General features: G+C 27.7%; 24 protein-coding genes. 20 read left to right on the forward strand and 4 right to left on the reverse strand.

The features are described 5' to 3' along the window. Positions 1–172: 172 nt before the first annotated feature. From GFJ41_RS02780 to GFJ41_RS02800, 5 genes are all read left to right on the forward strand, one after another. Positions 173–493, forward strand: coding sequence for a CD3324 family protein (locus GFJ41_RS02780; protein ID WP_170074538.1), 321 nt, complete (start codon positions 173–175; stop codon positions 491–493). Continuing rightward, on the forward strand, positions 486–2,390 hold the full coding sequence (locus tag GFJ41_RS02785; protein WP_170074539.1) for an endonuclease MutS2: 1,905 nt from the start codon (positions 486–488) through the stop codon (positions 2,388–2,390). Before GFJ41_RS02780 ends, GFJ41_RS02785 begins: the two co-directional genes overlap by 8 nt. Positions 2,391–2,641: 251 nt before the next feature. Further along, positions 2,642–3,190, forward strand: coding sequence for a GNAT family N-acetyltransferase (locus GFJ41_RS02790; RefSeq protein WP_035116491.1), 549 nt, complete (start codon positions 2,642–2,644; stop codon positions 3,188–3,190). Positions 3,191–3,493: 303 nt separating this feature from the next. Beyond that, entirely contained in the window at positions 3,494–4,180 is a 687-nt protein-coding gene (locus GFJ41_RS02795) for a 5'-methylthioadenosine/adenosylhomocysteine nucleosidase (protein ID WP_170074540.1), read from the forward strand. Between the two features lie 312 nt (positions 4,181–4,492). Then, entirely contained in the window at positions 4,493–5,566 is a 1,074-nt protein-coding gene (locus GFJ41_RS02800) for a DUF362 domain-containing protein (protein ID WP_170074541.1), read from the forward strand. Positions 5,567–5,660: 94 nt separating this feature from the next. On the opposite strand, the gene GFJ41_RS02805 is transcribed toward GFJ41_RS02800, so the two are convergent. After that, positions 5,661–7,058 (reverse strand): glycosyltransferase family 2 protein, encoded by a 1,398-nt coding sequence (locus tag GFJ41_RS02805; protein WP_170074542.1) that lies wholly within the window; start codon positions 7,056–7,058, stop codon positions 5,661–5,663. A 202-nt stretch (positions 7,059–7,260) separates the two neighbouring features. Between GFJ41_RS02805 and GFJ41_RS02810 the strand changes: the two genes are divergently transcribed. The 5 genes from GFJ41_RS02810 to GFJ41_RS02830 all read left to right on the forward strand — a co-directional run bounded on the left by GFJ41_RS02810 (position 7,261) and on the right by GFJ41_RS02830 (position 10,408). After that, on the forward strand, positions 7,261–7,599 hold the full coding sequence (locus tag GFJ41_RS02810) for an SdpI family protein (protein ID WP_170074543.1): 339 nt from the start codon (positions 7,261–7,263) through the stop codon (positions 7,597–7,599). Positions 7,600–7,722: 123 nt separating this feature from the next. Continuing rightward, positions 7,723–8,247, forward strand: a complete 525-nt coding sequence (locus GFJ41_RS02815; RefSeq protein WP_170074544.1) for a dihydrofolate reductase family protein — start codon at positions 7,723–7,725, stop codon at positions 8,245–8,247. Positions 8,248–8,427: 180 nt separating this feature from the next. Further along, on the forward strand, positions 8,428–9,498 hold the full coding sequence (locus GFJ41_RS02820) for a YdcF family protein (protein ID WP_170074545.1): 1,071 nt from the start codon (positions 8,428–8,430) through the stop codon (positions 9,496–9,498). A gap of 74 nt (positions 9,499–9,572) precedes the next feature. Continuing rightward, entirely contained in the window at positions 9,573–9,860 is a 288-nt protein-coding gene (locus GFJ41_RS02825) for a DUF503 domain-containing protein (protein WP_035116486.1), read from the forward strand. Positions 9,861–9,949: 89 nt separating this feature from the next. Continuing rightward, positions 9,950–10,408, forward strand: coding sequence for a hypothetical protein (locus tag GFJ41_RS02830; protein WP_170074546.1), 459 nt, complete (start codon positions 9,950–9,952; stop codon positions 10,406–10,408). Positions 10,409–10,448: 40 nt separating this feature from the next. Here GFJ41_RS02830 and GFJ41_RS02835 read toward each other — a convergent pair whose 3' ends face one another. Next, positions 10,449–10,646, reverse strand: coding sequence for a hypothetical protein (locus tag GFJ41_RS02835; RefSeq protein WP_170074547.1), 198 nt, complete (start codon positions 10,644–10,646; stop codon positions 10,449–10,451). Positions 10,647–10,952: 306 nt separating this feature from the next. On the opposite strand from GFJ41_RS02835, the gene GFJ41_RS02840 reads away from it, so the two are divergent. The 3 genes from GFJ41_RS02840 (at position 10,953) to GFJ41_RS02850 (ending at position 16,576) form a co-directional block, all read left to right on the forward strand. Further along, positions 10,953–11,402 (forward strand): C-GCAxxG-C-C family protein, encoded by a 450-nt coding sequence (locus tag GFJ41_RS02840; RefSeq protein ID WP_263349039.1) that lies wholly within the window; start codon positions 10,953–10,955, stop codon positions 11,400–11,402. A 12-nt stretch (positions 11,403–11,414) separates the two neighbouring features. Next, positions 11,415–12,392 carry a TDT family transporter gene (locus tag GFJ41_RS02845; protein WP_170074549.1) on the forward strand — a complete coding sequence of 326 codons (978 nt, stop codon included), beginning with the start codon at positions 11,415–11,417 and terminating at the stop codon, positions 12,390–12,392. A 530-nt stretch (positions 12,393–12,922) separates the two neighbouring features. Next, positions 12,923–16,576, forward strand: coding sequence for a bifunctional 2',3'-cyclic-nucleotide 2'-phosphodiesterase/3'-nucleotidase (locus GFJ41_RS02850; RefSeq protein ID WP_170074550.1), 3,654 nt, complete (start codon positions 12,923–12,925; stop codon positions 16,574–16,576). 870 nt (positions 16,577–17,446) lie between these two features. Here the strand turns inward: GFJ41_RS02850 and GFJ41_RS02855 are convergent. Next, positions 17,447–17,920 (reverse strand): MarR family winged helix-turn-helix transcriptional regulator, encoded by a 474-nt coding sequence (locus tag GFJ41_RS02855; protein ID WP_170074551.1) that lies wholly within the window; start codon positions 17,918–17,920, stop codon positions 17,447–17,449. Between the two features lie 176 nt (positions 17,921–18,096). Between GFJ41_RS02855 and GFJ41_RS02860 the strand changes: the two genes are divergently transcribed. From GFJ41_RS02860 to GFJ41_RS02890, 7 genes are all read left to right on the forward strand, one after another. Beyond that, positions 18,097–18,723, forward strand: a complete 627-nt coding sequence (locus GFJ41_RS02860) for an FMN-dependent NADH-azoreductase (protein ID WP_035116481.1) — start codon at positions 18,097–18,099, stop codon at positions 18,721–18,723. Between the two features lie 158 nt (positions 18,724–18,881). Then, on the forward strand, positions 18,882–19,181 hold the full coding sequence (locus GFJ41_RS02865) for a (2Fe-2S)-binding protein (protein WP_021429418.1): 300 nt from the start codon (positions 18,882–18,884) through the stop codon (positions 19,179–19,181). Positions 19,182–19,352: 171 nt separating this feature from the next. Next, positions 19,353–19,760 (forward strand): hypothetical protein, encoded by a 408-nt coding sequence (locus tag GFJ41_RS02870; RefSeq protein ID WP_035116479.1) that lies wholly within the window; start codon positions 19,353–19,355, stop codon positions 19,758–19,760. A gap of 236 nt (positions 19,761–19,996) precedes the next feature. Next, positions 19,997–22,591 carry an ATP-dependent chaperone ClpB gene (gene clpB / locus GFJ41_RS02875; protein WP_170074552.1) on the forward strand — a complete coding sequence of 865 codons (2,595 nt, stop codon included), beginning with the start codon at positions 19,997–19,999 and terminating at the stop codon, positions 22,589–22,591. A 177-nt stretch (positions 22,592–22,768) separates the two neighbouring features. Further along, positions 22,769–23,914 (forward strand): DUF362 domain-containing protein, encoded by a 1,146-nt coding sequence (locus GFJ41_RS02880; protein ID WP_170074553.1) that lies wholly within the window; start codon positions 22,769–22,771, stop codon positions 23,912–23,914. A gap of 16 nt (positions 23,915–23,930) precedes the next feature. Next, complete coding sequence (locus GFJ41_RS02885; protein WP_142730124.1) at positions 23,931–24,074, forward strand: DUF4177 domain-containing protein; 144 nt, start codon at positions 23,931–23,933, stop codon at positions 24,072–24,074. 141 nt (positions 24,075–24,215) lie between these two features. Further along, complete coding sequence (locus tag GFJ41_RS02890; RefSeq protein WP_170074554.1) at positions 24,216–25,325, forward strand: glycoside hydrolase family 10-like protein; 1,110 nt, start codon at positions 24,216–24,218, stop codon at positions 25,323–25,325. Positions 25,326–25,398: 73 nt separating this feature from the next. Here GFJ41_RS02890 and GFJ41_RS19810 read toward each other — a convergent pair whose 3' ends face one another. Next, on the reverse strand, positions 25,399–25,941 hold the full coding sequence (locus tag GFJ41_RS19810) for a metal-dependent hydrolase (protein WP_170074555.1): 543 nt from the start codon (positions 25,939–25,941) through the stop codon (positions 25,399–25,401). Positions 25,942–25,958: the final 17 nt, after the last annotated feature.

Below are 25,958 nucleotides of genomic sequence, written 5' to 3' on the forward strand. Positions count from 1 at the left end.
TATGAAATAATATATATTAAAGAAAATATAGAAGGAGAGTAAATTATGAAAAATAATAATTATAAAGAGCTGGGAGTTGTACTTCTTAACAAATAAGGAGTTACAAATAGATGGACTCCTTATTTGTTAAGTTTGAAGAATGTACAACTTAAAAATAAAGGAGATTATAAAATTGAAATATAAAAATGCAAAAAATATATTACCTCAAGATTTACTACAACAAATACAACAATACATTCAAGGTGATGTAATTTATATACCTATAGATAATAATGAAAAAATACCATGGGGACGAAAAAATGGAGCTAGAGAAGCTATATATACTATAAATAAAAGCATATTTAAGTTATATAAACAAGGTTACTCAATTGATGAAATAGTAAACATATATAATTTATCTGAATCTAGTATAAGAAAAATAATATCAAAAATAAAAAAAGAAACTGATAAAGATAATGGTGATTTAAACCTAGGAGGTATTACAAATGAATAAAATGACTTTAGAAAAATTACAGCTAAATGAGTTTAAAGAAATGGTAAAAGTTCATTGTGTTAGTTCTCTAGGTAAAGATCTCATAGATAAATTAAGTCCAAGCAAGAATTTAAGCGTCGTAAAAAGAAGATTAAATGAAAATAAGGAAGCTAAAAATGTACTTTTAAATAGTAATCATATACCTTTAGAGGGGCTATTTAATATATACTCAATTATTGAAAAAGCTGAAAAAGGTATGGTTTTAGATCCATTGGAACTTATAAAAGTAGATGACTTTTTAAGAGGGTGCAAAAAAATCAAACAGTTTATGAATGAAAAAGAATTTTACGCACCTACATTAAGTTCATATTCAGTCAATATAGCTGAGTGCGACTTTATAGAAAATGAGATAAACTACAGTATAAAAGGAAATAAAGTTGATTCTAACGCTTCTAAAGAATTAAAAAAAATAAGAAGAAACATTGAAGTATATGAAGATAAGATAAAAGAAAGATTAAATAAGTTTTTAACATCTAGTAATAATAAAAGGTATATTCAAGAATTTATAATTTCAAAGAGAAATGATAGATATGTTATACCTATAAAGTCTTCATATAAAAATGAAGTTGATGGAACAATTTTAGACTCATCATCAAAAGGAACTACAGTTTTTATAGAACCTAATAATGTATCTAAATTTAGTTTAGAACTAATTAGTTTAAGAGCAGAGGAAAGTATAGAAGAATACAAAATATTATCATATTTAACAGAGTTAATATTTGAAAAATTAGATGAAATTAAGCTGAATGTTGAAATCATAGGTGAGTATGATATGGTTTTTGCAAAAGCTAAATACAGTTTAAATAATAAATGTGTAACACCATTGGTAAATAATAAAGGGTATATAAAAATAATAAAAGGAAAACATCCTCTTCTAAAAGGAATGGTTGTTCCTCTTGATTTTGAAATAGGGAAAGACTATAGAAGTTTAATAATAACAGGCCCAAATGCAGGAGGCAAAACATTATCACTAAAAACAGTAGGATTACTTACATTAATAGCTCAGTGTGGATTTGACATAAGTGCAGAAGGTGATACTGAAATTAGTGTATTTGAAAATATATTTGTTGATATAGGAGATAATCAAAGTATAGAAAATGCCCTTAGTACATTTTCATCGCATATAAAAAACATCGCAGAAATTATGAACTCTAGTAATAAGTCTACATTGGTACTATTTGATGAAATAGGAAGCGGAACAGAACCGAATGAAGGAGCTTCGCTAGCTATATCAATATTAGAAGAGTTTTATCATATGGGATGCATATTGCTTGCATCTACTCATTATGGCGAGATTAAAAATTTTGCTGATATGCACCCAGAATTTGAAAATGCAGGAATGCTATTTGATAAAGAAACGTTAGAACCTTTATACAAATTAGTAATAGGTAAATCTGAAGATAGTAATGCACTATTCATTTCAAAAAAAATGGGAATAAGAGATAAAGTTTTAAGTAGAGCTGAGTTATATATTAATGAAAAACAATATAATTTAGAATTAGTTAAGAGAAGCAAAATAGAACAAAAGGATGAAGTAGAAGAAACGTATATAATAAAAAATGATTATAGCATAGGTGATAAGGTCTTTCTATTAGAACAAGATGATTATGCAATTATTCATAAAGAAGCCGATAAGTTTAACAACGTAGAAGTTTTATACAAAGATGAATTTATTAAAATGAATACAAAGAAAATAAGTCTATATTTAAAAGCATCACAGCTATATCCGGATGGTTATGATATCAATAGCTTATTTATTTCATATGAAAACAGAAAATTAGAAAAAGATATTAAAAGAGGTTCTAAAAAAGCTTTAAAAAACATTCAAAAAGAAATAAAAAACAATAAACTAAGATAAAAAATATCCATAGCTTAAAATTTGCTATGGATATTTTGTTTTAATAATTTTCACAAAAATAAGTGAATTTACATAAATGTAAATGTTAAAATAAATAAAAACAAACGAAATTATGCAAAATAACAGAAAATATTCGAAAAATATTGTATAATAGACTTAGTGCTTAAAAAATAAGAGGATTATTGTTGATATATATATGAAAATACAGACATAATGTTTTGAAAACATAAATGTGTATATGGGGTGGGTATATGGAAAATGTTTTTTTGAAAACGGATAGATTATTATTTAGAAAAATTTTAAAAGGAGATTATGCAGAGGTTGCAAGTATACTTCAAGATATTGAGGTAATGTATGCATGGGAAAAATCTTTTTCAGACGAAGAGGTTGAGAATTGGATAGATGAAAATATAAAAAGATATAAAAATGAGGGATATAGTTATTTTTTAGTAACTGAAAAAATGTCGGGGAAAACGGTTGGCCTTGCAGGACCTTTAATTGAAAACATAGATGGAGAAAAATTTATAGGCATTGCATATATTCTAAAAAAGGAATTTTGGAATAAAGGATATGCAACAGAATCAGCAAAAGCGTGTATAAGGTATGCTTTCAATGAATTAAATTCAGATGAAGTTATAGCACAAATAAGAACCAATAATATAAATTCTAAAAATGTGGCTAAAAGGTTAAATATGAAGCAAGTAGATAAATATATAAAAATCTACGACAAAAAGGAAATGGAGCATTTAATTTACTCTATAAAGCGTGAAGACTATTTTGAATTATTTGAAGAAAAATAAGTGCTTTGCAATATTAACGATAATGTATACTCTTAAAAAATCTAAATCTATAGATTAAATTTGAATTACGACCTTTTTAAAGAGATATAGCAACTATTTTTAATGTTAAGTTAAATAAAATTTTACTAAATTATTTTTGCAATTTAGATAAAAAATAAGGACAGTGTGCTATAATTAACCTTAATATAACATATTTGTAAAATTAAAATAACTTTACTTTATCTAAAGATTTAGAACGATTCAACGTAAGTAATATTATATATGACTATAATATATTAATTGAAAATGAGGAGATAGAGTTAAATGATTGGTATAATTGGATCAACTAGTATCGAAATACAATCTATAAAGGATAATATGTTCATAGAAAGAAAAGAGAAGTATGCAGGATTTGATTTTTATATATGTAAGTATAAAGAGTTAGATGTTGTAGTTACAAGTTGTAGTGTTGGAAAAGTAAATGCTTCAAGTTGTACTCAAATATTAATAGATAAATTTAATGTAAAGAAAATAATTAATACTGGAATAGCAGGAAGCTTAAATGAGAATGTAAAACTTGGGGATATAGTTATTTCAGACGATATTACATATCATGATGTTAGGCCAATTCAGATGAAGAACTGTTTTCCATTTAAGCAATATTTTAATTCAGATGAAGACCTTAAAAATATAGCACTTAAAGCATATAAAAATAGTGATTTAAATGGCCATAATTGTCATATTGGAAGAATGATAACAGGAGATGCATTTATAGCTGATACGGACTTAAAATATAGATTAATAAACGATTATAGTCCATATTGTGTAGAGATGGAAGGCGCAGCAATAGCACATGTATCTGATATAAATAATGTACCATTTTTAATAGTAAGAAGCATTTCTGACAATGCAGATGATAATGCGGCAATAGCATATAAAGAATTTGAAATCATAGCTTCAAACAATTCTGCAAAATTAGTTATAAACATGTTAAATCTTATGGAAAAATAGAAACAATATAATTAGACTGTATCAAAATTATGATCAATAAGAATATAGCTAAAAAGTTATAGTCGTTGATAACAAAAACATTTTGATACAGTATTTTTGTTTACATTATTATAAATAATATGAAAGTTTTTATAAGTAAAATTAAACTTATGAAAAACAATAAAAAGAGAAAATAAATTAGAGATATTTAGAAATCACTGTAAGATTCTAAAAAATATAAACTAAAAATTTAAATCTGAACCTATAGTAGAATTAAATCCTAAGTATTAGTCTATATTTAAAGATATAAAGTTAAAAAAGAGAGGTAATTAAATGGAAATGTCAAAGGTTTACTATTGTAGTTTATATTCAGATTCAAAAAGTAGAAACTTACCGAACAATGTAAAAAAATTATTTGAAAGGGCTGGCTTTAGAGAATTTATAAGTGAAAATGAGCAAGTAGCTATTAAGTTGCATTTTGGGGAAAAAGGAAATACTACATATATGAGTCCTGTTGCTGTTAGACAAGTAGTTGACAAAGTAAAAGAACATGGTGGAAAACCATTTTTAACAGACACAAACACTCTTTATTCAGGGAGTAGAACAAATTCAGTAGATCATATAACAACGGCTATTGAAAATGGGTTTGCTTATGCGGTCGTAAATGCTCCAATAATTATAGCAGATGGTCTGTATAGTAGAAATTCAGTAGATGTAGAAATTAATCAAAAGCATTTTGACAAAGTAAAAATTGGTGGAGAAATATACAATTCTCATTCAATGATTGTAATGAGTCATTTTAAGGGGCATGAGATGGCTGGATTTGGAGGTGCTCTTAAAAATTTAGCTATGGGATGTGCAAGCGCACCAGGAAAACAAATGCAACATTCAGATGCAAAACCAGGTGTAGATAAGGATAAGTGTATTGGATGCAGTAAATGCGTTAAATCTTGTCCAGTAGGCGCTATAAACATAGAAGAAAAGAAAGCTAAAATAAATCATGAAATTTGCTATGGATGTGGAGAGTGTCCAACTGTATGTCCAACTAGAGCTGTAACTATACAGTGGGAAACTGACTCTGATATATTTGTAGAAAAAATGGCTGAATATGCGTATGGAGCTATTAGCAACAAAAAAGATAAAGTAGGATTTATAACATTTATTATGAATGTAACTCCACTTTGTGATTGTGTTCCATGGTCAGGAAGACCTATATCTCACGATATAGGAATACTTGCATCTAAAGATCCAGTTGCACTTGATAAAGCTTGCTATGATTTGGTATGTGCCGAAATGAAACATGATGTATTTAAACATGCACATCCAGGGGTTAATGGAATGAGAGTTGTAGACTATGCACATGAAATGGGAATGGGTGATAAAGAATATGAATTAATAAAAGTTTAAAACTAAAAATTTTTTAGAAAAATATATATGGTATACCTATAAAATATATTTAAGCCGCCTATAAGAGTTTATGGGCGGCATTTTAATTTTAAAATTATTTCCAAACTCTTTTTGCTCCAAATAACTCCTGAATATATCCATATAAAGAAACTGGAGACATGATAATTTGATAGCATAAAATAAATAAAAGAAATCCAATTAAATTTTTTCTAACTTTCAGGTTTAAGTTTTTAAAAACTACATTAGATTGGTAATAGTATAGTATACCGAAACTTATAAAAGTAAGAGGCAATACTAATAACATCATAGGTCCAACTATAGCGTAGTTACCCCAAAATAGAGCTAAAATTAAGCCTGGAATCCAGAAAAATGTATAACTAAGGTCCATATATGGAATTATTAAATCTATTCCAGTTAAAAATTTAGAAAACATAGAGGGTTGTTTCCATGGTTTAACTTCTCTAAGACCTTCAATCATACCTCTAGCCCATCTTGAACGTTGCTTTATGAAGTGTGAAAACTTTATTGGAACATCTGTAAATGCTATTGCCATAGGTTCAAAATATACCTTTTTGTTTTTAGCAAGCATCTTCCATGTAAGAACTATATCTTCTCCTATAGCATCCGACCAACCTCCTAGTTCAGACACAACTTCAGTTTTATATAAGGAGAATGCCCCTTGTGCAACTAGCGTTCCTTGATATAATCCTTGCATTCTTTTAATAGACGATATACTTAAGAAGTAATCCCATTCTTGGATTTTAGACAACCAATTATCTCTACTATTTCGAACAAGCATTGAACCAGCAACAGCACAAACTTCATCTGATGAAGTTTTTATTCTTCCAACAAGGTTTCTTATAGCATTTTTATGAATTAAGGTATCAGCATCTAATGTTATTACAAACTCTGTATTTACATGCTTCAACCCATAGTTAAGTGCGTTGAATTTTCCAGGAGTAGGTTCAGATAATAACAATATATCCATATTTAGTTCTTTCATAGCTCTTTTTACTTCTAAGCTAGTGTTATCATTGGAATTATTGTCAATTACTATTGTGTGTATACTTCCATTATAGTTTTGCTTTTTAACGTATTTTAAAGTATTAAAAATGCCAATCTCCTCATTGAAAGCCGAGATCAAAAGTGTCACATCATCATCTGCATTACAATTATTCAATTTAGGCTGTTTGTCTAACAATAAACTGACTATTAAAAATATGTTCATAAAACCAGGTACGAGAGCAATTCCACTTATTATAAATACAGACCAAAAGTAATTAAGCATAATAGATAAATCATTAATCCAAGGTTCAGATAATCTAATTGCTAATAAAGTCCATAATATAGAAATAGTTAAGCTTATAAAAAATTTGTTTTTTACACTTATATAAACCGTAGAATTATTATTAAGATTTTTATTTAAGATATTTGAGTTATAAATAGGGGCATTTTTAAATTCTTTTTTTGTCTCACTAACTACTTTTTCCATGTTAAACACCGCCTTAGATTTTATAGACTTAGACAATATTACATAAAAAAATAAAGCAATTCTAGTGTAAAATTAAGGAAAATGAAGTTAGATTACACATAAAGCTTGTAAAATATATAGATTTGCATTAATTGAAAAATAAAGGATAATTTGTTAAAAACTTGAATATACATACATTTGGAGGTAAGAGAGGAGGGCTTTGATGATCAAAGCATATTATCCAAACGATATATACCATCTAGGTATAGTAATGATTGGTATTGCCATTAGATACTTATCAGGTGAGTATCCTAATGGATTTGGATATAAGTCTGTAATTTCTAAAAGAAATAGTTATTATTGGAAAGAAGGTAATGAATATTCAGGGAAGGTGTGTATAATATCAGGGGTTTTATATACTATATATTTTTTTATTATAGATACATTTAATATTAATATTGGTAATAAAATTTTAATATCAATAATGTCATTTACTGTTTTGATGTTTACTATAATCTCACTTACTGAATATCATTTGTATAAAATATGTAAAAGTTCATAATAAATTTATATAAGATCTATAAAATAAACCATAAGTTGTTAACTATTATAGTTTATAATAAAATTGTATCAAGGATTTAAATGAGTAAACAATAAATAAAACAATACAGTGAGGAAAAATATAATGAATAGAAAATTAATTTTAAACTTAGCTATAAGTATTGATGGATATATAGCATCTGAAGATGGTGGATTTGACTGGATAGTTGGAGATGGGGATAAAAGTTTAGATACAGATAAAAAGTGGGATTTTAATGAATTTATAGATACTATAGATGTAGTAGTAATGGGGAAGAATTGTTATGATCAAAACTTTCATAAAGATTTTAAAAATAAAAAAATATATATTGCAACATCTAAAGAATTAAAAGATTATGAAAACATACATTTTATAAAAGGAGATATAGTAAAAATAATTGAGAAAGAAAAAGAAAAAAATGGGAAAAACATATTTTTATTTGGAGGAGGTAAAGCTATTGATCCATTTATAAAGGCTGATACTATAGATGAATATATAATAGGAATTATCCCTACAATATTAGGTAAAGGCAGAAAATTATTTTTAGAGAATAATCCTAAAATAGACTTACACTTAGATGAGTATGTAACGGACGAAGGGATTGTAGTTCTAAGATATTCAAAAAAATAAAAAAGTAGCTATTTGATATAGTTACTTTTTTTATTAATGAAAATAATATATTAAAATTAATTGATATGAAAAAAATTTATAAATTTAAGGTTTAGTTAAGATTATATTAAATTTAATTTAAGTGAATGTGTGTATTATATAGTATATATTTCGAAAGGTTACCCAGAAAGGGGATAGACTATGATTAATTTTTTAGAAGCTTTTTATAAAGATATTCAGTATATCTCAATTTTAAAGCTCAGTATAATAACTTTGTTAATATTTTTTCTTTCATATTTCTATGAAAGAAGAAGATTATTAACGGGCTTCTTATTTAATATATTTTTATTTGTTACATTAACTACTCTTGTGATTATAGGATTAGGATCAAATAATTTTACTTTAGAGTTAATGGGATGGGGATTACTGGCAGTTTTACTTATTATATTTTTATTTGGAATATATGCATTAATAATAGTATCACTTTGGAATGCAAGGATTGTCATGAAACGTGAACAAAAGTCTGTATCAAATTTACTAACACTATTTTTGGGATTAGGCCTTATTGTATATTTAATAATCAATATTATTATTATTGATAGATTTTTGCCTCCAGATATTATAATGTTTTTAAATGGGTTTTATTTTATAGGTATATATTGTGTATTTGACGTAATCAATTTCTTAATGTCATTATTTATTTATCAATTTAACAAACCTAAATTAAATCAAGACTTTATTATAGTTTTAGGGAGCAGATTAATAGGAGATAAGGTTCCTCCATTACTTGCTAGTCGCATTGATAAGGCTATAGAATTTTACAATAAGCAAGCTATTGTCTCCAATCCACCTAAAATTATATTTTCTGGAGGACAAGGGTCAGATGAAAAAATATCAGAAGCATTAGGAATGCAAAAGTATGCTATAGAAAAAGGGATACCAGAAGAAGATACTATAGTAGAAGAAAAATCTATAAGTACGTTTGAAAATATGAAGTTTTCTAAGAGAATAATGGAAGATTTAAATCCATCTTCTTATAATAGTATATTTGTTACAAATAACTATCACTTACTTAGAGCTGGGATCTATGCGAAGTTAGCAGGTCTAAAAAGTCAAGGAATTGGAAGCAAAACTGCCAAATATTTTTTACCAAATGCAATCATTAGAGAGTATATAGCTATATTAGCTATGTATAAAAAAAGGTATATAGCTATATTTTTATTTATTTTGGTTTTAAATTTTATTTTGATAATTATTCCTAAAGTTATTTAAATGCATATGAATTTTAACTTTAATTAAACATAATAATATACAATATATATTTAACCTAAGAAAGGTGGGCTTATATGAAAATATACATTTTAAAAATTGATTTAAGGGCTGTTTGGGTACATTCTTTAAAAGAAAAAAGAATGGTAGTAAAGAGTATAACAAGTAAGCTTAAAAATAAATTTAATATTTCTGTAGCTGAAATTGAAAACCAAGATGTACATCAACTTGTTACAATAGGCATAATTGGAATATCTTTAGACCAGAGTGTTTGTTATAGTAATAAAGAAAATATAATAAATTTTATAGAAACAAATACAGATGCAGAAATTATTAATATTGAAAATGAAATATTAAACATATAGAAAAGTTTAAAATTATACTAAGTAAGAATATATTTTGAATTTATGAGAAATCTAATTGTAGTATATATTAAAAAGGAGTTTTTATCACAATGAAAAAAACATTTGTACTAACGCTAATTCTAACCTTATTATGTACTACAATTAGTTTTGCACAACCGGGCGAACATGTAATGTCATCTGTTAAAGATTTAATTAGAGTTCAAAATGATTTAGATATAGTTATCAAAAAAATTATTTCGTGTGAATATGACAAGGTATCTATGGAAAAAACTCTTAAATTTGATAGTGAAGTTTTAAGTGGGATATTTAATAGATGTCATGCTAACTACAAAAAGCAAGACTCAAATCTTTTAAGAAGAGAATCGGATACTATTTTTTACATTGCTTCAATATATAGACTATCCATTAATGGTATTCTACTATATTTAGAAGATCAAAATAATTACGAATCATATTTTTTAGACTCTATAGTTCAATATAAAGGTGGAAATATGTCTTTAGACAGGTTTAGGCAAACTTTAGAAAAAGTATACAAAGTTAAAATATAAAAAAGCTAATTTAATTAAATTAGCTTTTTTATATTTTAACTTATATTATAGGTATTTGTATATTAGTTGAATTTTTAGCCCAATCTTTAAACCTATATTCGAATTTCCAACAAATATCTGTTAAAACCCTAAAACCACTTTTGCTAATGCCTTTTTCAAAGAAAATTTCAATAGAATTAATTTTTTTAGCTAATTCTTTGTTTATAACTATATTATAATTATCGTATTTAAAAACCAAATCTAATTTAGTAGCATCATCCAGAGCTATATCAAATACAGGACCAAGTCAATTGCTTACTCTACGTATGTAAATTCTAAAAGATTGCTGTTTACAATCGTTAAGCATTTTATCAATAGCTAACTTTCCACTTTCTTTAATATTAAAAATCAAAAAATCACACCCTTTTAAAAATTATACTAAGTTAATAGTTATAATCTATAAGATACCCACTATATATAGAAAATATCGATTGTACAAAAAATAAATTAAAAATTATAATAAATGTGTAAATTATAAAAATAATGTATAATGGAGGAGAAATTTGTGAATAAAGATCAAAGAGTGTCAGAAATAAGAAGTATAGCAGAAGGATATTTTGAAAGAGGTGAATTTTTCTGTTCAGAGGCAGTTGTAAAAACTATAAATGATGAATTAGGAAAACCATTTACTGATGAAGTTACAAAGTTAGCTTCAGGATTTCCAATTGGTATAGGTAAATCAGGATGCCTTTGTGGTGCTGTAAGTGGGGGCGTTATGGCATTGGGAATGGTATATGGTCGATGTCATGGAGAAGAAATGCATGAAGATATGTTTAAACATGCTGCTGATTTACACGATAGAATAAAAGAATTATATAAAAGTACTTGCTGTAGAGTGATGACTAGAAACTTTGAGTTCCAATCACCAGAAAGAAAAGCACACTGTATTAAAATAACAGGAGAAGTTGCAGCTTATATAGCTGAAAAGTTAATAGATGATGGAAAATTAAAATAAGTAGGTGTACATATGGAAGCTAAAAATAGAGAGGTTAAGTCAAACTTTGAAGACATGCCTGTTGCAATAGCTGGGATTGCACTTGGATTTATGAGTATATCCACAGCATTACTTGAGTTTAACGTAACTTGGGTACGTCATCTAGCTGTAATATTTTCAATATTATGTATAGGATTTTTATTAATAAAGTTAATATTACATCCAAATAAAGTAATGAATGAGATAAAGCATCCAATGGCTGGAAGTATTTATCCAACTATATTTATGACACTTATGCTAGTAGCAGTTTATTTAGTTGAGATAAATCCAACAATAGCTAGTGGATTATGGTTAGGAGCAACAGTGTTGCATTTTTTAACTTTTATAATATTTGCAGTTTATATGATTAAAGATTTCAAAATGGAAAATATGATTCCAAGTTGGTTTATACCGACTGTAGGAATTGGACTAGCAGCTGTTACAAGTAAACCTATGAATATGCCAGGAATTTCTAAAGTATTATTTTATTATTCACTTGTAGCATTTATAGTATTATTCCCTATTATGATATACAGACTTTTATATATGGAAAAGCTATCTGGACCAAAAGTTCCAACTTTAATGATAATGGTAGCTCCAGCAAATATATGTTTAGCAGCTTATTTTGCAATTGCAGATAAGCCAAATGCTATGTTTGTAAGTATTTTAGCAGCTGTTTCATACGTGTCGCTTTTATATGGGTATACAATACTTCCAAAACTTATAAAACTACCTTATTCTCCAGGTCTTGCACCACTTACTTTCCCACTTGGAATAAGTGTTGTTGCATCTCAGAGATATGCAAAATATCTAGGTAAGGTAGGATCTCCACTAGAGAGTACAGTTAGAGCGTTTTTATATGTTCAAGTTATAATAGCTATATTAGTTATTGGATATATAGTAATAAAGACAGTTGAATTCTTATATAAAAAATTTAATGCAAATAAATCTAAAAATGTAAATTCTATGTAGTAGTATAATTAATTATATATTAAATATGATAAAAATTAAAAAACTTAAATTATGTGTATATAATTTAATGAAATGGTTAATATATAATCAGACAGTTAATTAAGGTTGATTGTCAAACCAACGCTTACTATGCAAAAGCTAGATAAAATCTAACCTTTTGGTAGTGTCTTTGGGAGTGATGGTGGCTTGGTGCTTGAAAAAGTATCATATTAAATATGATAAATCTAATAGATAATCTCGGTCTATTAGCGCAGTTAGTTTTAGTCTAAAGTCCAAAGGTTAGAATCAAAGCTAAATTGCCAATTATATTTAATAAAAGTCAAAAGAGAATAGGATGTAATTAATATTACTCCTAAAAAAGCACTGATTTTGAAAGCAAATGCTGTCAAATCAGTGCTTTTTATTTTTATATGAAGCTTAAAATAATATATTTTAAACTTATTAAAATAAAATTATATTGATATTATTATAACAATTTGATAGGATAATAGTGAAATTTAAATGAAATGTTTTTATAAAGGGGAGATATTATGAGTTATAAAAAGGGAGTAAAAAGACTAGCAGCAATAGCTATATCAGCAGGAGTTATAGCACCAATTATGCAACCAACAGTTGCAGAAGCTGCAAAAAAGGAAAATTCAACTGTTGATTTTCGAATAATGGCTACAACTGATTTACATGCTAATATAATGGATCATGATTATTTTACAGATAAACAAGATCCTAATATGGGATTATCAAGATTATCAACTATAATCGAAAAGTCAAAAAAAGAAGTAGATAAAGATACAAAAAACAAAAATATAGACAACTCAATATTAGTAGATAATGGAGATGTAATACAAGGGAACCCATTATCCACAGTATATGCAATGAATGAAGAAACAAAAGTTAAACCAGGAGAGAAATACCCTGTATACGAAGCGTTAGATATATTAGGTTATGATGCAACTACATTAGGGAATCATGAATTTAATTATGGACTTGATTTCTTAAAACAAATAACAAAGAAAAATGTAATGAGAACAAATATTGTTAATGCAAACGTTTTAGATAACAATGGGAAGAATATATTCAACCCATATAATATAATAAATGAAACAGTAATAGATTCAAATGGTAAAAAACAAAAAGTTAAAATAGGTATAACTGGAGTTGTGCCACCTCAAATCTTAAATTGGGACAAGAAAAACTTACAAGGTAAAGTTAAAGTTGAAGATATGAAAACTTCAGTTGAGAAAATAACCAAAGAATTGAAAGAAAAACATAATGTTGATATAGTAATAGCTTTAGCACACACTGGAACAGGTGAGAGTGATGAGCATATAATGAACTCTGAAAATGCTGCATATCAATTAACAAAAGTAAAAGGTTTAGATGTTGTTGTAGCAGGTCACTCGCATTCAACAACACAAACAGAAATGAATGGAGTTCAAATTATACAGCCTGCTAACTGGGGAAAAGAGTTAGGAATAGTTGATTTAAAATTGGAACAAAAGGGAAAAACTTGGGTTGTTAATGATAAAGAAAGTAAGATATCAAGGAAAAATGTAAAAGAATTAAAGCCAGAAAATAATCCGATTATAACTGAAAATAAAGATTTGAAAAAAGCACATGAAGCTACAATAGAATTTATAAATAAGCCTGTAGGAGAAACCACTAAAGAGTTAAATAGTTTCTTTTCACTAGTATCAGATAATGAATCAGTTGAATTAGTAGCACAAGCTCAAAAGTGGTATGCTAAAAACAAAATAGAACAAGGACAAGATGAACTTAAACAATATAAAGATTTACCTATATTATCTGCAGCAGCTCCATTTAAAGCAGGAGGACGAGAATTCAATGATGCAACTAACTATGTAGATATAAAATCGGGAGAACTTAAAATAAAAGACTTATCAAACTTGTATGTATATGATAATACTATAAGTATATTAAAGATAAATGGAGCACAAATAAAAGAATGGTTAGAAATGACAAGTGGTATGTATAACACAATAAATCCTACCTCAAACGAAGATCAGCAATTGTTTAATCCTGCATATAGATCATATAACTTTGATTCTATAGAAGGTCTTACATATGAAATAGATGTAACTAAAAAAGCTAAATATGACAGTAATGGAAATACTATAAATCAAGATTCACAAAGAATATCAAATTTAAAATACAATGGTAAAAACCTAGATACAGATCAAGAATTTTTAGTAGTTACTAATAACTATAGAGCAAGTGGAACTTTCCCTGGAATTAAAGATGCACAAGTAGTTTACTCATCTCCTGATGAAAATAGACAAGCAGTAATGGATTACATAAAAGAAACAGGAAAAATAACTCCTTCGAAAGATAATAACTGGAAAATCAAGCCAGTAAAAGCAAATGCTAAAGTTTTATTTAATTCTCATAAAAATGGAGAAATTTATTTAAATGATATACTGAGTGTGAAAAAAGTAAAAGATTTGGACAATGAAATGGCTACTTATGCTTATGATTTAAGTAAAGGAGAAAGTGATAAAAATACGGTAGATGTTCAATTGTTATCGTTTAATGATTTACATGGGCAATTTGATGTAGATTCTAAATTGGGTGGAGGTATAGATAATTTATCAGCGTATTTAAAAAAATTACAAAGTGAAAATAAAAATACACTTACACTCTCAGCTGGAGATGCAGTAGGAGGAAGTCCTGCTGTTACAGCATTAAAACAAGATCAACCAACTTTAGAGATAATGAAAGAAATGAATGTAGATGTAGTGACTACGGGAAATCATGAATATGATGAAGGAACAAGTGAATTAGCTAGGGTAATACAAGGTGGAACTCACTCATCAGGACTTAATTGGGAAGGATCTCAAAGCTTTAATTGGGTAACAGCTAACGTTGTAGCAAATAAAGATATGAAGTTTGGAAATAAGGAAGTAAAAAAAGGAGAGCCAATACTAAGCCCATATACTATAAAAGAATTTGATGGGGTAAAAGTAGGTGTAATAGGTATAGTAACAACAGATACTGCAAGAAAAGTTGTACCTGCAGGTATAAAAGATGTGGACTTTATAGATGAGGTTAGTGCTATAGATAAATATACTAAAGAGCTTCAACAACAAGGTGTGAAAACTATAATAGTATTATCTCATGTGCCAGCACTAACAGATAAAGACACAGGAAAGCTTGTAGACTTAGAGGGTAGTAGCGATATATATGATATATCTCAAAAGGTAAATGATGAGGTTGATGTAATAATGGCAGCTGATAATCATCAGTTTGCAAACTCAGTTGTAAAAAGAGAAGGAAAAGATGATATAGTAGTAACTCAAGCGTATTCTAAATCTACTAATATAAGTGATATAGATTTAGTTATAGATAAAGAAAGTGGAGATGTAGTATCTTCAAAATCAGAAATATTACCAATAGACCCTAAAAATATATCAGCAGATAAAGCTGTCACACTTATGGTTCAAAAAGCAAGGGAAGATGTTAAACCTTTACTTGAAAGAAAAGTAGGTTTCGCAGAAGAATTTATTTCAAGAAATATAGAAGGCGCAAATGGAGAATCGGAACTTGGAAGAATGATAGCAGATGCTCAACTATGGGCAGCTAAAGAAAAAGGTGAAGATGTTCAGATATCAATGATGAATATAGGTGGAGTAAGAGCTGATTTACAACAAGGTGATGTAACATATGAAGATGTTTACACAATACAACCATTTGGAAATGATTTAACAAAGCTTCTATTAAGTGGGACACAATTAAAAACGATTTTAGAAACTCAGAATATACATGATTGGGTAATTGGTATGCAACAAGGAAAATACAACAGGCCAAGAATGTTACAAGTAGAAGGATTTACATATAAATGGCATCCAGAACTTGTTAATGGTAATTGGGTTGTAAAAGTAGATAGCATAAACTTAAAAGATGAAAATAAAACACAAGTAACAGATGATATGAAGATAAATACTGTAGCTAATATATTTTTAGCACAAGGCGGAGACGGATTTACTACGTTCAAAGAAGCAAACTATGAAGTTATTATGAGTGATTTAGAAGCTTTTGAAAAATATACTGAAGCATTTTCAAAATTAGATAGTGATAATGACGGAACGATTGGATTAAACAAACCAGATATAAATAAAAATCCTAATTTAGTAAATTTAGATCAGAACTTTGATGGCAAAATTGATTAATTAAAAATAAAAAAATTTAAATTAAATACATATTATTTATGATAATGGTTAATATATAATCAGACAGTTAATCAAGATTGATTGTCAAACCAACACTTACTACGCAAAAGCTAGATTATATCTAACCTTTTGGTAGTGTCTTTGGGAGTGCTGGTGGCTAGGTACTTGAAAAAGTATCATATTAAATATAATGAATCTACTAGAAAACCTCGGTCTACTAGAGTGCAGTTAGTTTTAGTCTAAAGTCCAAAGGTTAGAGTTCAAGCTAAATTGCAAACTATATTTAGTAAAAGTCAAAAGAGGAATAGGATGTAATTTAATATTACGCCTAAAAAAGCACTGATTTTGAAAGTGAATGCTATCAAATCAGTGCTTTTTAATTTGTAAAAATATAATAATAACTAGATAATAATTTTAAATTATAAAAAAGAAAAATAATTAAAAAGTTTATGAAAAGATACATATTATTTATGATAATGGTTAATATATAATCAGACAGTTAATCAAGATTGATTGTCAAACCAATACTTACTACGCAAAAGCTAGATTATATCTAACCTTTTGGTAGTGTCTTTGGGAGTGATGGGGACTAGGTACTTGAAAAAGTATCATATTAAATATAATGAATCTACTAGAAAACCTCGGTCTACTAGAGTGCAGTTAGTTTTAGTCTAAAGTCCAAAGGTTAGAGTTCAAGCTAAATTGCAAACTATATTTAGTAAAAGTCAAAAGAGGAATAGGATGTAATTTAATATTACGCCTAAAAAAAGCACTGATTTTGAAAGTTAATTCTATCAAATCAGTGCTTTTTTAATTATAACTAGAAAGAGAAGTAATCACATAAAATATAATCAATATTTGATATCAATTTTACCAAACAGGTTTTGACTTAGATGATAATTTACCTCCATTTGCTTCATACACTAATTTTGTTAAATCTTCTTTAAGCATTTGCATTCGCTCAGCACCTATTTTTTCTATCCAATGTTGTTCAAGTTCAGATAAAATTTTCTCTTTTGATTTCATTACTAGTTCACCTCGTTCAGTCAAAATAATAATTTTGACTCTCTTATCAGTGGGATGATTTTGGCGCATTACATAACCGTGCTCCTCAAGATAACTCACCATTTTGCTCACAGCTTGCTTTGTAATTCCTAAGTATTCAGCTATTTCTATACCTGTTGCTCCATTAGGAGTAATATATGTAAACAAAAAACCGTGTGCAGGTCTAATATCTCGAAATCCTAATTCACCCATTCTATCATTTAAATTATCAATCAATGTACTAAAGGATAATGATAAAAGCGATGTAAGATCTAATTCACTAGAGTTTTGATAATTCATAAATAAAACCTCCCTAAATAAAGTCAATTAAGTTGACTTTATCTGAACTCCATTGTACTATATTAAGTATAGTCAATCAAGTTGACTATATTATTTTTGTTATAATCTAAATAAGATACTATTTTTAGCGAGTAAATATATAACCACACAAGAGTGAGGAACAGGAGGAAAAGAGAATGACGACAGTTTTATTTATAAAAGCAAATAATCGCCCAGAAGACCAGGCAGTTAGTATGAAATTATATGAAACCTTTTTAGCGAGTTTCAAAGAAGCACACCCAGATGATACAGTGATAGAGCTTGATTTATACAATGAAGAATTGCCATATATGGGAGTAGACCTTATCAACGGAATTTTTAAGACTAGTAAAGAACTTGACTTAACAGAAAAAGAAGCAAAAGCATTAGCTGTTGCTGACAAATATTTATATCAATTTCTTTCAGCTGATAAAGTTGTATTTGGCTTTCCGTTATGGAATTTAACAATCCCAGCTGTATTACATACATATATTGATTACTTAAACCGTGCAGGTAAAACATTTAAGTATACGTCAGAAGGTCCAGTAGGTCTTATTGGGAATAAGAAGATTGCATTATTAAACGCAAGTGGTGGAGTATACTCTGAAGGACCTGGGGCTGAAATGGAAATGGCAGTTAAATATGTGACAAATATGATGAGATTCTTTGGGGCAAAAGATATAGAGAAAGTAGTGATTGAAGGTCACAATAAATTCCCAAATAAAGCAGAACAAATTATTGCTAAAGGTCTTGAAGAGGCTAAAAATTTAGCAATTAAATTCTAGTTAGTAAAAGATTAGCAAGTTAAAAAATTTTAATTTTAAATAATTTGTTTATGAACTGTTAATATGGGGAATACATATATAAAAGATTAAAATATCTTTATATTACATAACAATGTTATAGAATTAAGATATTAAATTAAATGTTAGGAGATATAGATATGGCATTAGAAATGGAAAAATATTTAAAAGTAAGAAAAGCTCAAGGACAAGGGGCTAGAACTGTTGAAGAACTTAAAGAAATATCAGATATAGTTATTGAAAATGAAGAAGAACTTAAAGAAGTAGAAACTCTTATAAAAAATGCATGTAAATGTAAGAATGTATCAATCGAAACAATAGTAGAAGCAGTAAAAAATGGAGCTGATACAGTTGAAAAGGTTGGAGAAGTAACTAAAGCAGGTACGGGATGTGGAAGATGTAAAGGAATTATATCAAACATCATAGAAAATAAAAGATAATTAATTATGATTTTTACTATGGATTTAGAAAGGGATATGTATTAACACATATCCCTTTTTAGTTTGAAAATTTTGGAAAATAAATTTTAAGAATTATTTAAGATTAAGGAAAGATTAGTTTAAGAATTAAATATTAAAATGTATTTATAAGATAACTAAGGAGATGATTAAATGAATATTAAGATATATAAAAAATTAGCTATAGTATTAACTTTATCAATTGTTATTTTCAGTGCCACAGGATGTGAGTCATTAGGCGCTTTTAACCTTTTTCAAAAATCAGATTCTAATAAAGAATATTCTATCTCGAGTATACTAGAAAATGCAGCTTCAACAGTTGAAAATATTACTTCTGATGTAATTGGATTTACAAAAGACTTTATAGGCGATAAAGATTTCAGAGAAGGAGAGATAGAAAAAATTAAAGAACTACCAAGTAATATTAAAGATAATATTGATATATTTAAGAAAAATTCGGATGGTTTTGGATTCAATGAAAGCAATAGCATAGTTAAATGGGGATCTGATGCATATCAAAAAATCAAAGATTTAATAAATCAATTAATAGAATTAAATTAGAGTAGAAAAATAAGAAGCCTATATAAGTTTAAAGCTATATCTTAATATTAAGATATAGCTTTATTTTGTATAAAAACATAAAAATAAAAAAATATATTGACAAAGCTAAATCATAAATATATTATATTAATAACGATTTATTAGCACTCAACTAAGTAGAGTGATAATAAACTATTTTGGAAATTATTACTTATAAATAATTAATATATATTATAGATAACGGAGGTATTGTGTATATGAATATAGAAAAAATGACAGTAAGAGTACAAAAAGGCTTAAATGATGCTTTTAATATAGCGGTAAAAAATCACAATCAACAAGTGGATGCAATACATCTATTAAGTGCACTTGTAAATCAAGAAGATGGTCTTATTCCAAATATACTAGAAAAGATGAACGTGTCTGTTGATGCATTTAATAACAGTATAAATTCAGAACTTAATAAATTACCACAAATACATGGTGAAGGGATAAATTCACAAGGAGTAACAGCTACAAGAAAGATAAATGAAATTTTAATTAAAGCAGAAGAAATATCTAAAGAATTTAAAGATGCATATATAAGTGTAGAACATGTTATGATTGCAATAATGGAAGTTGAATCAAAAACAAATATAGGTAAGATATTAAAGCAATACAATATAAATAAGAATGATTTTTTAAATGTACTATCAAAAGTTAGAGGAAATCAAAGAGTAGAAAGTCAAGATCCAGAAGGAACTTATGAAGCATTAGCTAGATATGCTACAAACTTAGTAGAATTAGCTAAGAAAAACAAGTTAGATCCTGTAATAGGAAGAGATGAAGAAATAAGAAGAGTTATAAGAATATTATCAAGAAGAACTAAAAACAATCCTGTATTAATAGGAGAGCCAGGAGTTGGTAAAACAGCTATAGTAGAAGGACTAGCTGAAAGAATAGTTAGAGGTGATGTTCCTGAAGGATTAAAGGATAAAGTAATATTCTCATTAGATATGGGATCTTTAATTGCAGGGGCTAAGTATAGAGGTGAGTTTGAAGAAAGATTAAAAGCAGTTCTTAAAGAGGTTCAAGGTGCAGAAGGTAAGATAATTTTATTTATAGATGAGATACACACAATAGTTGGAGCTGGAAAAACTGATGGAGCAATGGATGCAGGAAATTTAATAAAACCTATGTTAGCTCGTGGAGAACTAAACTGTATAGGAGCAACTACTTTTGATGAGTATAGACAATATATTGAAAAAGACAAGGCTCTTGAAAGACGTTTCCAACCAGTTATGGCTGAAGAACCTAGTGTTAATGATACAATTTCAATACTTCGTGGACTTAAAGAAAGATTTGAAATTCATCATGGAATAAGAATACATGATAATGCTATAGTTGCAGCTGCAAAATTATCTGATAGATATATACAAGATAGATTTTTACCAGATAAAGCTATAGATTTAATAGACGAAGCTGGAGCTATGATTAGAAGTGAGATAGATTCTCTTCCAACAGAGCTTGATACAGTGAGAAGAAAGTTATTAACATTAGAAACAGAAAGAGAAGCATTGCTAAAAGAAAATGATGAGAAAAGTAAAGAAAGACTTGAAAAACTAGGAAAAGAATTAGCTGAATTAAAATCTAAAAACGACGAAATGACTGCTAAGTATGAAAAAGAGAAAAGTCAAATATTAGAAATAAGAAATTTAAAAGCACAGCTTGATGAAGCTAAAGGAAATGTTGAAAAGTATGAGAGAGAGTATGACTTTAACAAAGCAGCAGAACTAAAATATGGAGTAATACCTAAATTAGAAGAAAAAATAAAGGCACATGAAGAAAAAATGCAAGAAAGCTATGAAAATGCTTTATTAAAAGAAGAAATAACAGAAAATGAAATTTCTCAAATAGTTGCTAAGTGGACAGGTATACCAGTTACTAAACTTGTAGAGGGAGAAAGAGAAAAACTATTAAAGTTAGAAGATGAACTACACAAAAGAGTAATTGGACAAGACGAAGCTGTAACTGCTGTAAGTAATGCGGTAATACGTGCTCGTGCAGGACTTAAAGATGAGAATAAGCCAATAGGTTCATTTATATTCTTAGGACCTACGGGGGTAGGTAAAACAGAGCTTGCTAAAACTCTAGCTAACAACCTATTTGATAGTGAAGACAATATTATAAGAATTGATATGTCAGAATACATGGAAAAACATGCAGTATCAAGACTTATAGGGCCTCCTCCAGGATATGTAGGATATGAGGAAGGTGGACAATTAACAGAAGCTGTAAGAAGAAATCCTTATTCTGTATTATTATTTGATGAGATAGAGAAAGCACATGAAGATGTATTTAACTTATTCCTTCAAATATTAGATGATGGAAGACTTACTGACAATAAAGGCAAAACAGTAGATTTTAAAAATACTATCATAATAATGACTTCAAATATAGGTAGCTCATATTTATTAGAAGCTGGAGAAGATATTAATGATGAAGCTAAAGAATTAGTTATGAACGAAATGAAGAGAAGATTTAAGCCAGAATTCTTAAATAGAGTTGATGATATTATAATGTTTAAACCATTAGATAAAGAAGGAATAAAACAAATTATAGACATCTTTATGAAATCTTTAAGAAATAGATTACAAGATAAGAGCATAGAAATTGAAGTTACAGAAAGAGCAAAAGACATAATGGTTAAAGAAGGATATGATCCAATTTACGGAGCTAGACCATTAAAAAGATATATAAGTAATGTACTAGAAACTATGATAGCTAAAAAGTTAATAGCAGGAGAAATATATAACGGATGCACTATAGTAGTTGATGAAGAAAATGAAAATATAAATATATCTGTAAAATAGTTTAATGAAATAAAATTAAAAAGTACTACCTAAAACTTAGGTAGTACTTTTTGTGTAATTTTAAATTTTGAGTGACAAAATTGTAACTCCATATAACTTTAAATATAAACGTACCAAATTTTTTTATGCTAAAATAAAAAAAGAATGTAATTTAAATGGTTAAAAGAGGGGATTATTATGAAATTTGTATCAATAAGGAAATGTGATGATTATAACTATGAAAATATAAAAAAATCAATAGAGAAAAACTTAGAAGATATTGGAGGAATAGAAAAATATATAAATCCAAATAGCAAAGTATTAATAAAACCAAATTTGCTTATGAAAAAGATACCAGAAGAAGCTACAACAACACATCCAACAGTAGTTAAAGTTGTATGTGAAATGCTTCTTAAATTAAATTGTGAGATAGTAATTGCTGATAGTCCAGGAGGCCCGTATACTACATCAGCTTTAAAAGGTATATACAAATCAACTGGAATGAAAGATATAGCGGATGAATTAGGTGTAACTCTAAACTATGATGTGAGTGAAGCAAAAGTAGAAAATGAAAGCTCTAAAGCATTAAGATTTATGGATATAATAACTCCAATAAAAGAAGTTGATCATATAATTAATATATGTAAATTAAAGACTCATGGTATGGCTACATTTACGGGAGGAGTTAAAAATCTATATGGATCTATTGCGGGATTAAAAAAAGCAGAAATACATTATAGATTTCCAAGTGAAGAAATATTTTGTGAAGATGTATTATTAGATATATGTTCATATGTAAATCCAACACTAACTATTATGGATGGAATTGTTGGCATGGAAGGAGAAGGACCTTCTGCAGGAAGTCCGAGACATATTGGAACAACTTTAGTATCAACAAGTCCATATGCGTTAGATTCAATAGCTTGCAAACTTATAAATTTAGATATAAACAAGGTTCCAACTGTAAGAGGAAGTATAAAAAGAGGATACATAAAGAACGATTTAAGCGATGTTAAAGCAATAGGTGATGATATAAGTCAATTTGTTGTAAAGGATTTTAAAATACCAAAAACAAGCAAAGATTTTAGGTTATTATCATCGACTTTACCTAAGTTTATACATGAACCTCTTACGAAATTATTAACTCCAAAACCAGTTGTTTCTTACAATAAGTGCGTGAAATGTAAAAAGTGTATAGAGGCATGTCCAGCAAAGGTTATAAGTTTAGATTCAAAAATAGAAATAGATTTAAGTAAATGTATAAGATGTTTTTGCTGTCACGAATTATGTCCTAAAAAAGCTATAGATATAAAACGAAGCATAGTATTTAAGTTAATAAAATAATAATTGGAGAGTAAATATGAAAAGATTTGAATATCAAGTATTAACACTTGAAGGATTAGATATAGAAGATGAACTAAATAAATACGGGCAAGAAGGTTGGGAATTAGTAGCAATAGACCAACGTGGAAGGCAGTATTTAAAGAGAGAGATAAATATATAAGAATAAAAAGCTAGTTAAAATAAATTTGTTTATTTTAACTAGCTTTTTAAAATAGTATTTAACAAAATTCTAATGAAATACATATAATAAAAAGTGTCAGTGTAATTAAAAGCACAAAATTTATTTTAGGGGGAGTGTTTCATGAGGGTAGACTGCAAACTATATGAGTTTAGGGGTGTATGGGTGGCAACAGTATACGATATAGATTGGCCCAAGACAAAAAATGATGCTGAAGCACAAAAGAAAGAATTCATACAGCTATTAGATAAATTGCAAAGTCTAAATTTTAATGTAGTTATGGTTCAAATTAGACCTACATCAGATACTTTTTACAAATCAAAAATCAATCCATGGTCATCGTATCTTACAGGAACACAAGGAAAAGATCCAGGGTATGACCCACTTCAATTTATGTTAGATGAAACACATAAAAGAAATATGAAATTTTATGGATGGTTGAATCCGTATAGAATAACTACTAAAGGAACTGATCTAAGTGTGTTAGCAGATAATAACCCAGCAAAATTAAACCCTGACTGGGTTTTAGAATTTAATGATGCACTTTCATATAATCCGGAAGATAGAGAGGTAATAAATTATTTAGCAACTACAGTTTTTGAAATAGTTTCTAATTATGATGTAGATGGAATAATATTTGATGAATATTTCTATCCAGAAGGTTATCCTATGCCAAAATGTGAGTGTAAATGGATTTGTAAATGTGGTTGCTGGGAATGTGTGAATGTTGGAGATTACAGAAGATCAGCTATAAATTATTTAATAAAAACTATATATAAAGTTATAAAAGCTGCAAATCCAAAAGTTCAGTTTGGAATAAGTCCTTTCCCAGTATGGAAGAATAAGAGCAGTGATATAAATGGATCTAACACAAATGCACAAGAAGGTTATTACGCTTTATATTCAGACCCTTTGACTTGGATACAAGAAGGAACTGTAGATTTTATAGCACCACAAATATATTGGGCAACTAACGACAAAAAAAATCCATATGAAACACTAGTTAGATGGTGGTCTAATGTGGTGGAAGGTACAAATGTAAAATTATATATTGCACAAAGTATAAATAAAGCAGAAACAGCTAAAGAGCTAGATAAACAAATTGCTATAAATAGAGATTATCCAGAGGTTAAAGGAAATATATTATTTAGTTATAGAGACATAGCTAGTAATAATGGAGGTATAGTACAACAATTAGAAAAGGCATATTCAGAAAAGGCATGTATCTTATAAAAAATAGCCCTTATAATAAGATTTATTTAAACAATAGAAATATATGTTTAAAAAAACTATTATAAGGGTTTTTTTATGCTAAATATTCAATTAAATTAAAAATATACATTACAATTAAAATATTTGTAAGTAAACTCAAAAAAGAGTTAAGCGAAAGCTCAGCATTAGAACCGACCTTTATTACAGGAGCTAAAGGTAACCTGTATTTTTTACAAGATGGATAAAGAAGACAAACTCCACTAGAGTTGAACATATCCAAAAGTATATGAGATATGCAACCTAATATAAAACCATAAAATATTATAAATATATATACATCTAAAAATACAAAGATATAAGGATAGGATAATTTAAATCCAATATTTATTAATAATGATAAAAAAATTAAAAAGTATATAAATAAGGCACTGTGAGTAAATCCTCTGTGGTGAAACTTATTGTTAATTATTTTAGATAAAATATTAAACTTTTTTCCTATATAAGATTGTGGACAATCTATGTCAGGAAAAATAGAACCTAATTTTAAGAAGTAAATATATAATAATAGGAAAATAGAAATTTCTATTAAATTAAAATTGGAAATTATGTAATTATAAAATGGACCTAAAAATAACATGCCTAAAAATATGCCTC

Origin of the sequence: Paraclostridium dentum (assembly GCF_012922555.1) — a bacterium.
GTDB lineage: Bacteria > Bacillota > Clostridia > Peptostreptococcales > Peptostreptococcaceae > Paraclostridium > Paraclostridium dentum.

Excerpts from the sequence above, each read along its gene's own strand:
- GFJ41_RS02820 (WP_170074545.1), top strand. The coding sequence starts at position 8,428 with ATGATTAATTTTTTAGAAGCTTTTTATAAAGATATTCAGTATATCTCA.
- GFJ41_RS19810 (WP_170074555.1), bottom strand. The coding sequence starts at position 25,941 with ATGTTATTTTTAGGTCCATTTTATAATTACATAATTTCCAATTTTAAT.
- GFJ41_RS02830 (WP_170074546.1), top strand. The coding sequence starts at position 9,950 with ATGAAAAAAACATTTGTACTAACGCTAATTCTAACCTTATTATGTACT.
- GFJ41_RS02890 (WP_170074554.1), top strand. The coding sequence starts at position 24,216 with ATGAGGGTAGACTGCAAACTATATGAGTTTAGGGGTGTATGGGTGGCA.
- GFJ41_RS02800 (WP_170074541.1), top strand. The coding sequence starts at position 4,493 with ATGGAAATGTCAAAGGTTTACTATTGTAGTTTATATTCAGATTCAAAA.
- GFJ41_RS02865 (WP_021429418.1), top strand. The coding sequence starts at position 18,882 with ATGGCATTAGAAATGGAAAAATATTTAAAAGTAAGAAAAGCTCAAGGA.
- GFJ41_RS02790 (WP_035116491.1), top strand. The coding sequence starts at position 2,642 with ATGGAAAATGTTTTTTTGAAAACGGATAGATTATTATTTAGAAAAATT.
- GFJ41_RS02845 (WP_170074549.1), top strand. The coding sequence starts at position 11,415 with ATGGAAGCTAAAAATAGAGAGGTTAAGTCAAACTTTGAAGACATGCCT.
- GFJ41_RS02795 (WP_170074540.1), top strand. The coding sequence starts at position 3,494 with ATGATTGGTATAATTGGATCAACTAGTATCGAAATACAATCTATAAAG.
- GFJ41_RS02850 (WP_170074550.1), top strand. The coding sequence starts at position 12,923 with ATGAGTTATAAAAAGGGAGTAAAAAGACTAGCAGCAATAGCTATATCA.
- GFJ41_RS02885 (WP_142730124.1), top strand. The coding sequence starts at position 23,931 with ATGAAAAGATTTGAATATCAAGTATTAACACTTGAAGGATTAGATATA.
- clpB (WP_170074552.1), top strand. The coding sequence starts at position 19,997 with ATGAATATAGAAAAAATGACAGTAAGAGTACAAAAAGGCTTAAATGAT.
- GFJ41_RS02805 (WP_170074542.1), bottom strand. The coding sequence starts at position 7,058 with ATGGAAAAAGTAGTTAGTGAGACAAAAAAAGAATTTAAAAATGCCCCT.
- GFJ41_RS02785 (WP_170074539.1), top strand. The coding sequence starts at position 486 with ATGAATAAAATGACTTTAGAAAAATTACAGCTAAATGAGTTTAAAGAA.
- GFJ41_RS02810 (WP_170074543.1), top strand. The coding sequence starts at position 7,261 with ATGATCAAAGCATATTATCCAAACGATATATACCATCTAGGTATAGTA.
- GFJ41_RS02855 (WP_170074551.1), bottom strand. The coding sequence starts at position 17,920 with ATGAATTATCAAAACTCTAGTGAATTAGATCTTACATCGCTTTTATCA.
- GFJ41_RS02860 (WP_035116481.1), top strand. The coding sequence starts at position 18,097 with ATGACGACAGTTTTATTTATAAAAGCAAATAATCGCCCAGAAGACCAG.
- GFJ41_RS02815 (WP_170074544.1), top strand. The coding sequence starts at position 7,723 with ATGAATAGAAAATTAATTTTAAACTTAGCTATAAGTATTGATGGATAT.
- GFJ41_RS02870 (WP_035116479.1), top strand. The coding sequence starts at position 19,353 with ATGAATATTAAGATATATAAAAAATTAGCTATAGTATTAACTTTATCA.
- GFJ41_RS02880 (WP_170074553.1), top strand. The coding sequence starts at position 22,769 with ATGAAATTTGTATCAATAAGGAAATGTGATGATTATAACTATGAAAAT.
- GFJ41_RS02825 (WP_035116486.1), top strand. The coding sequence starts at position 9,573 with ATGAAAATATACATTTTAAAAATTGATTTAAGGGCTGTTTGGGTACAT.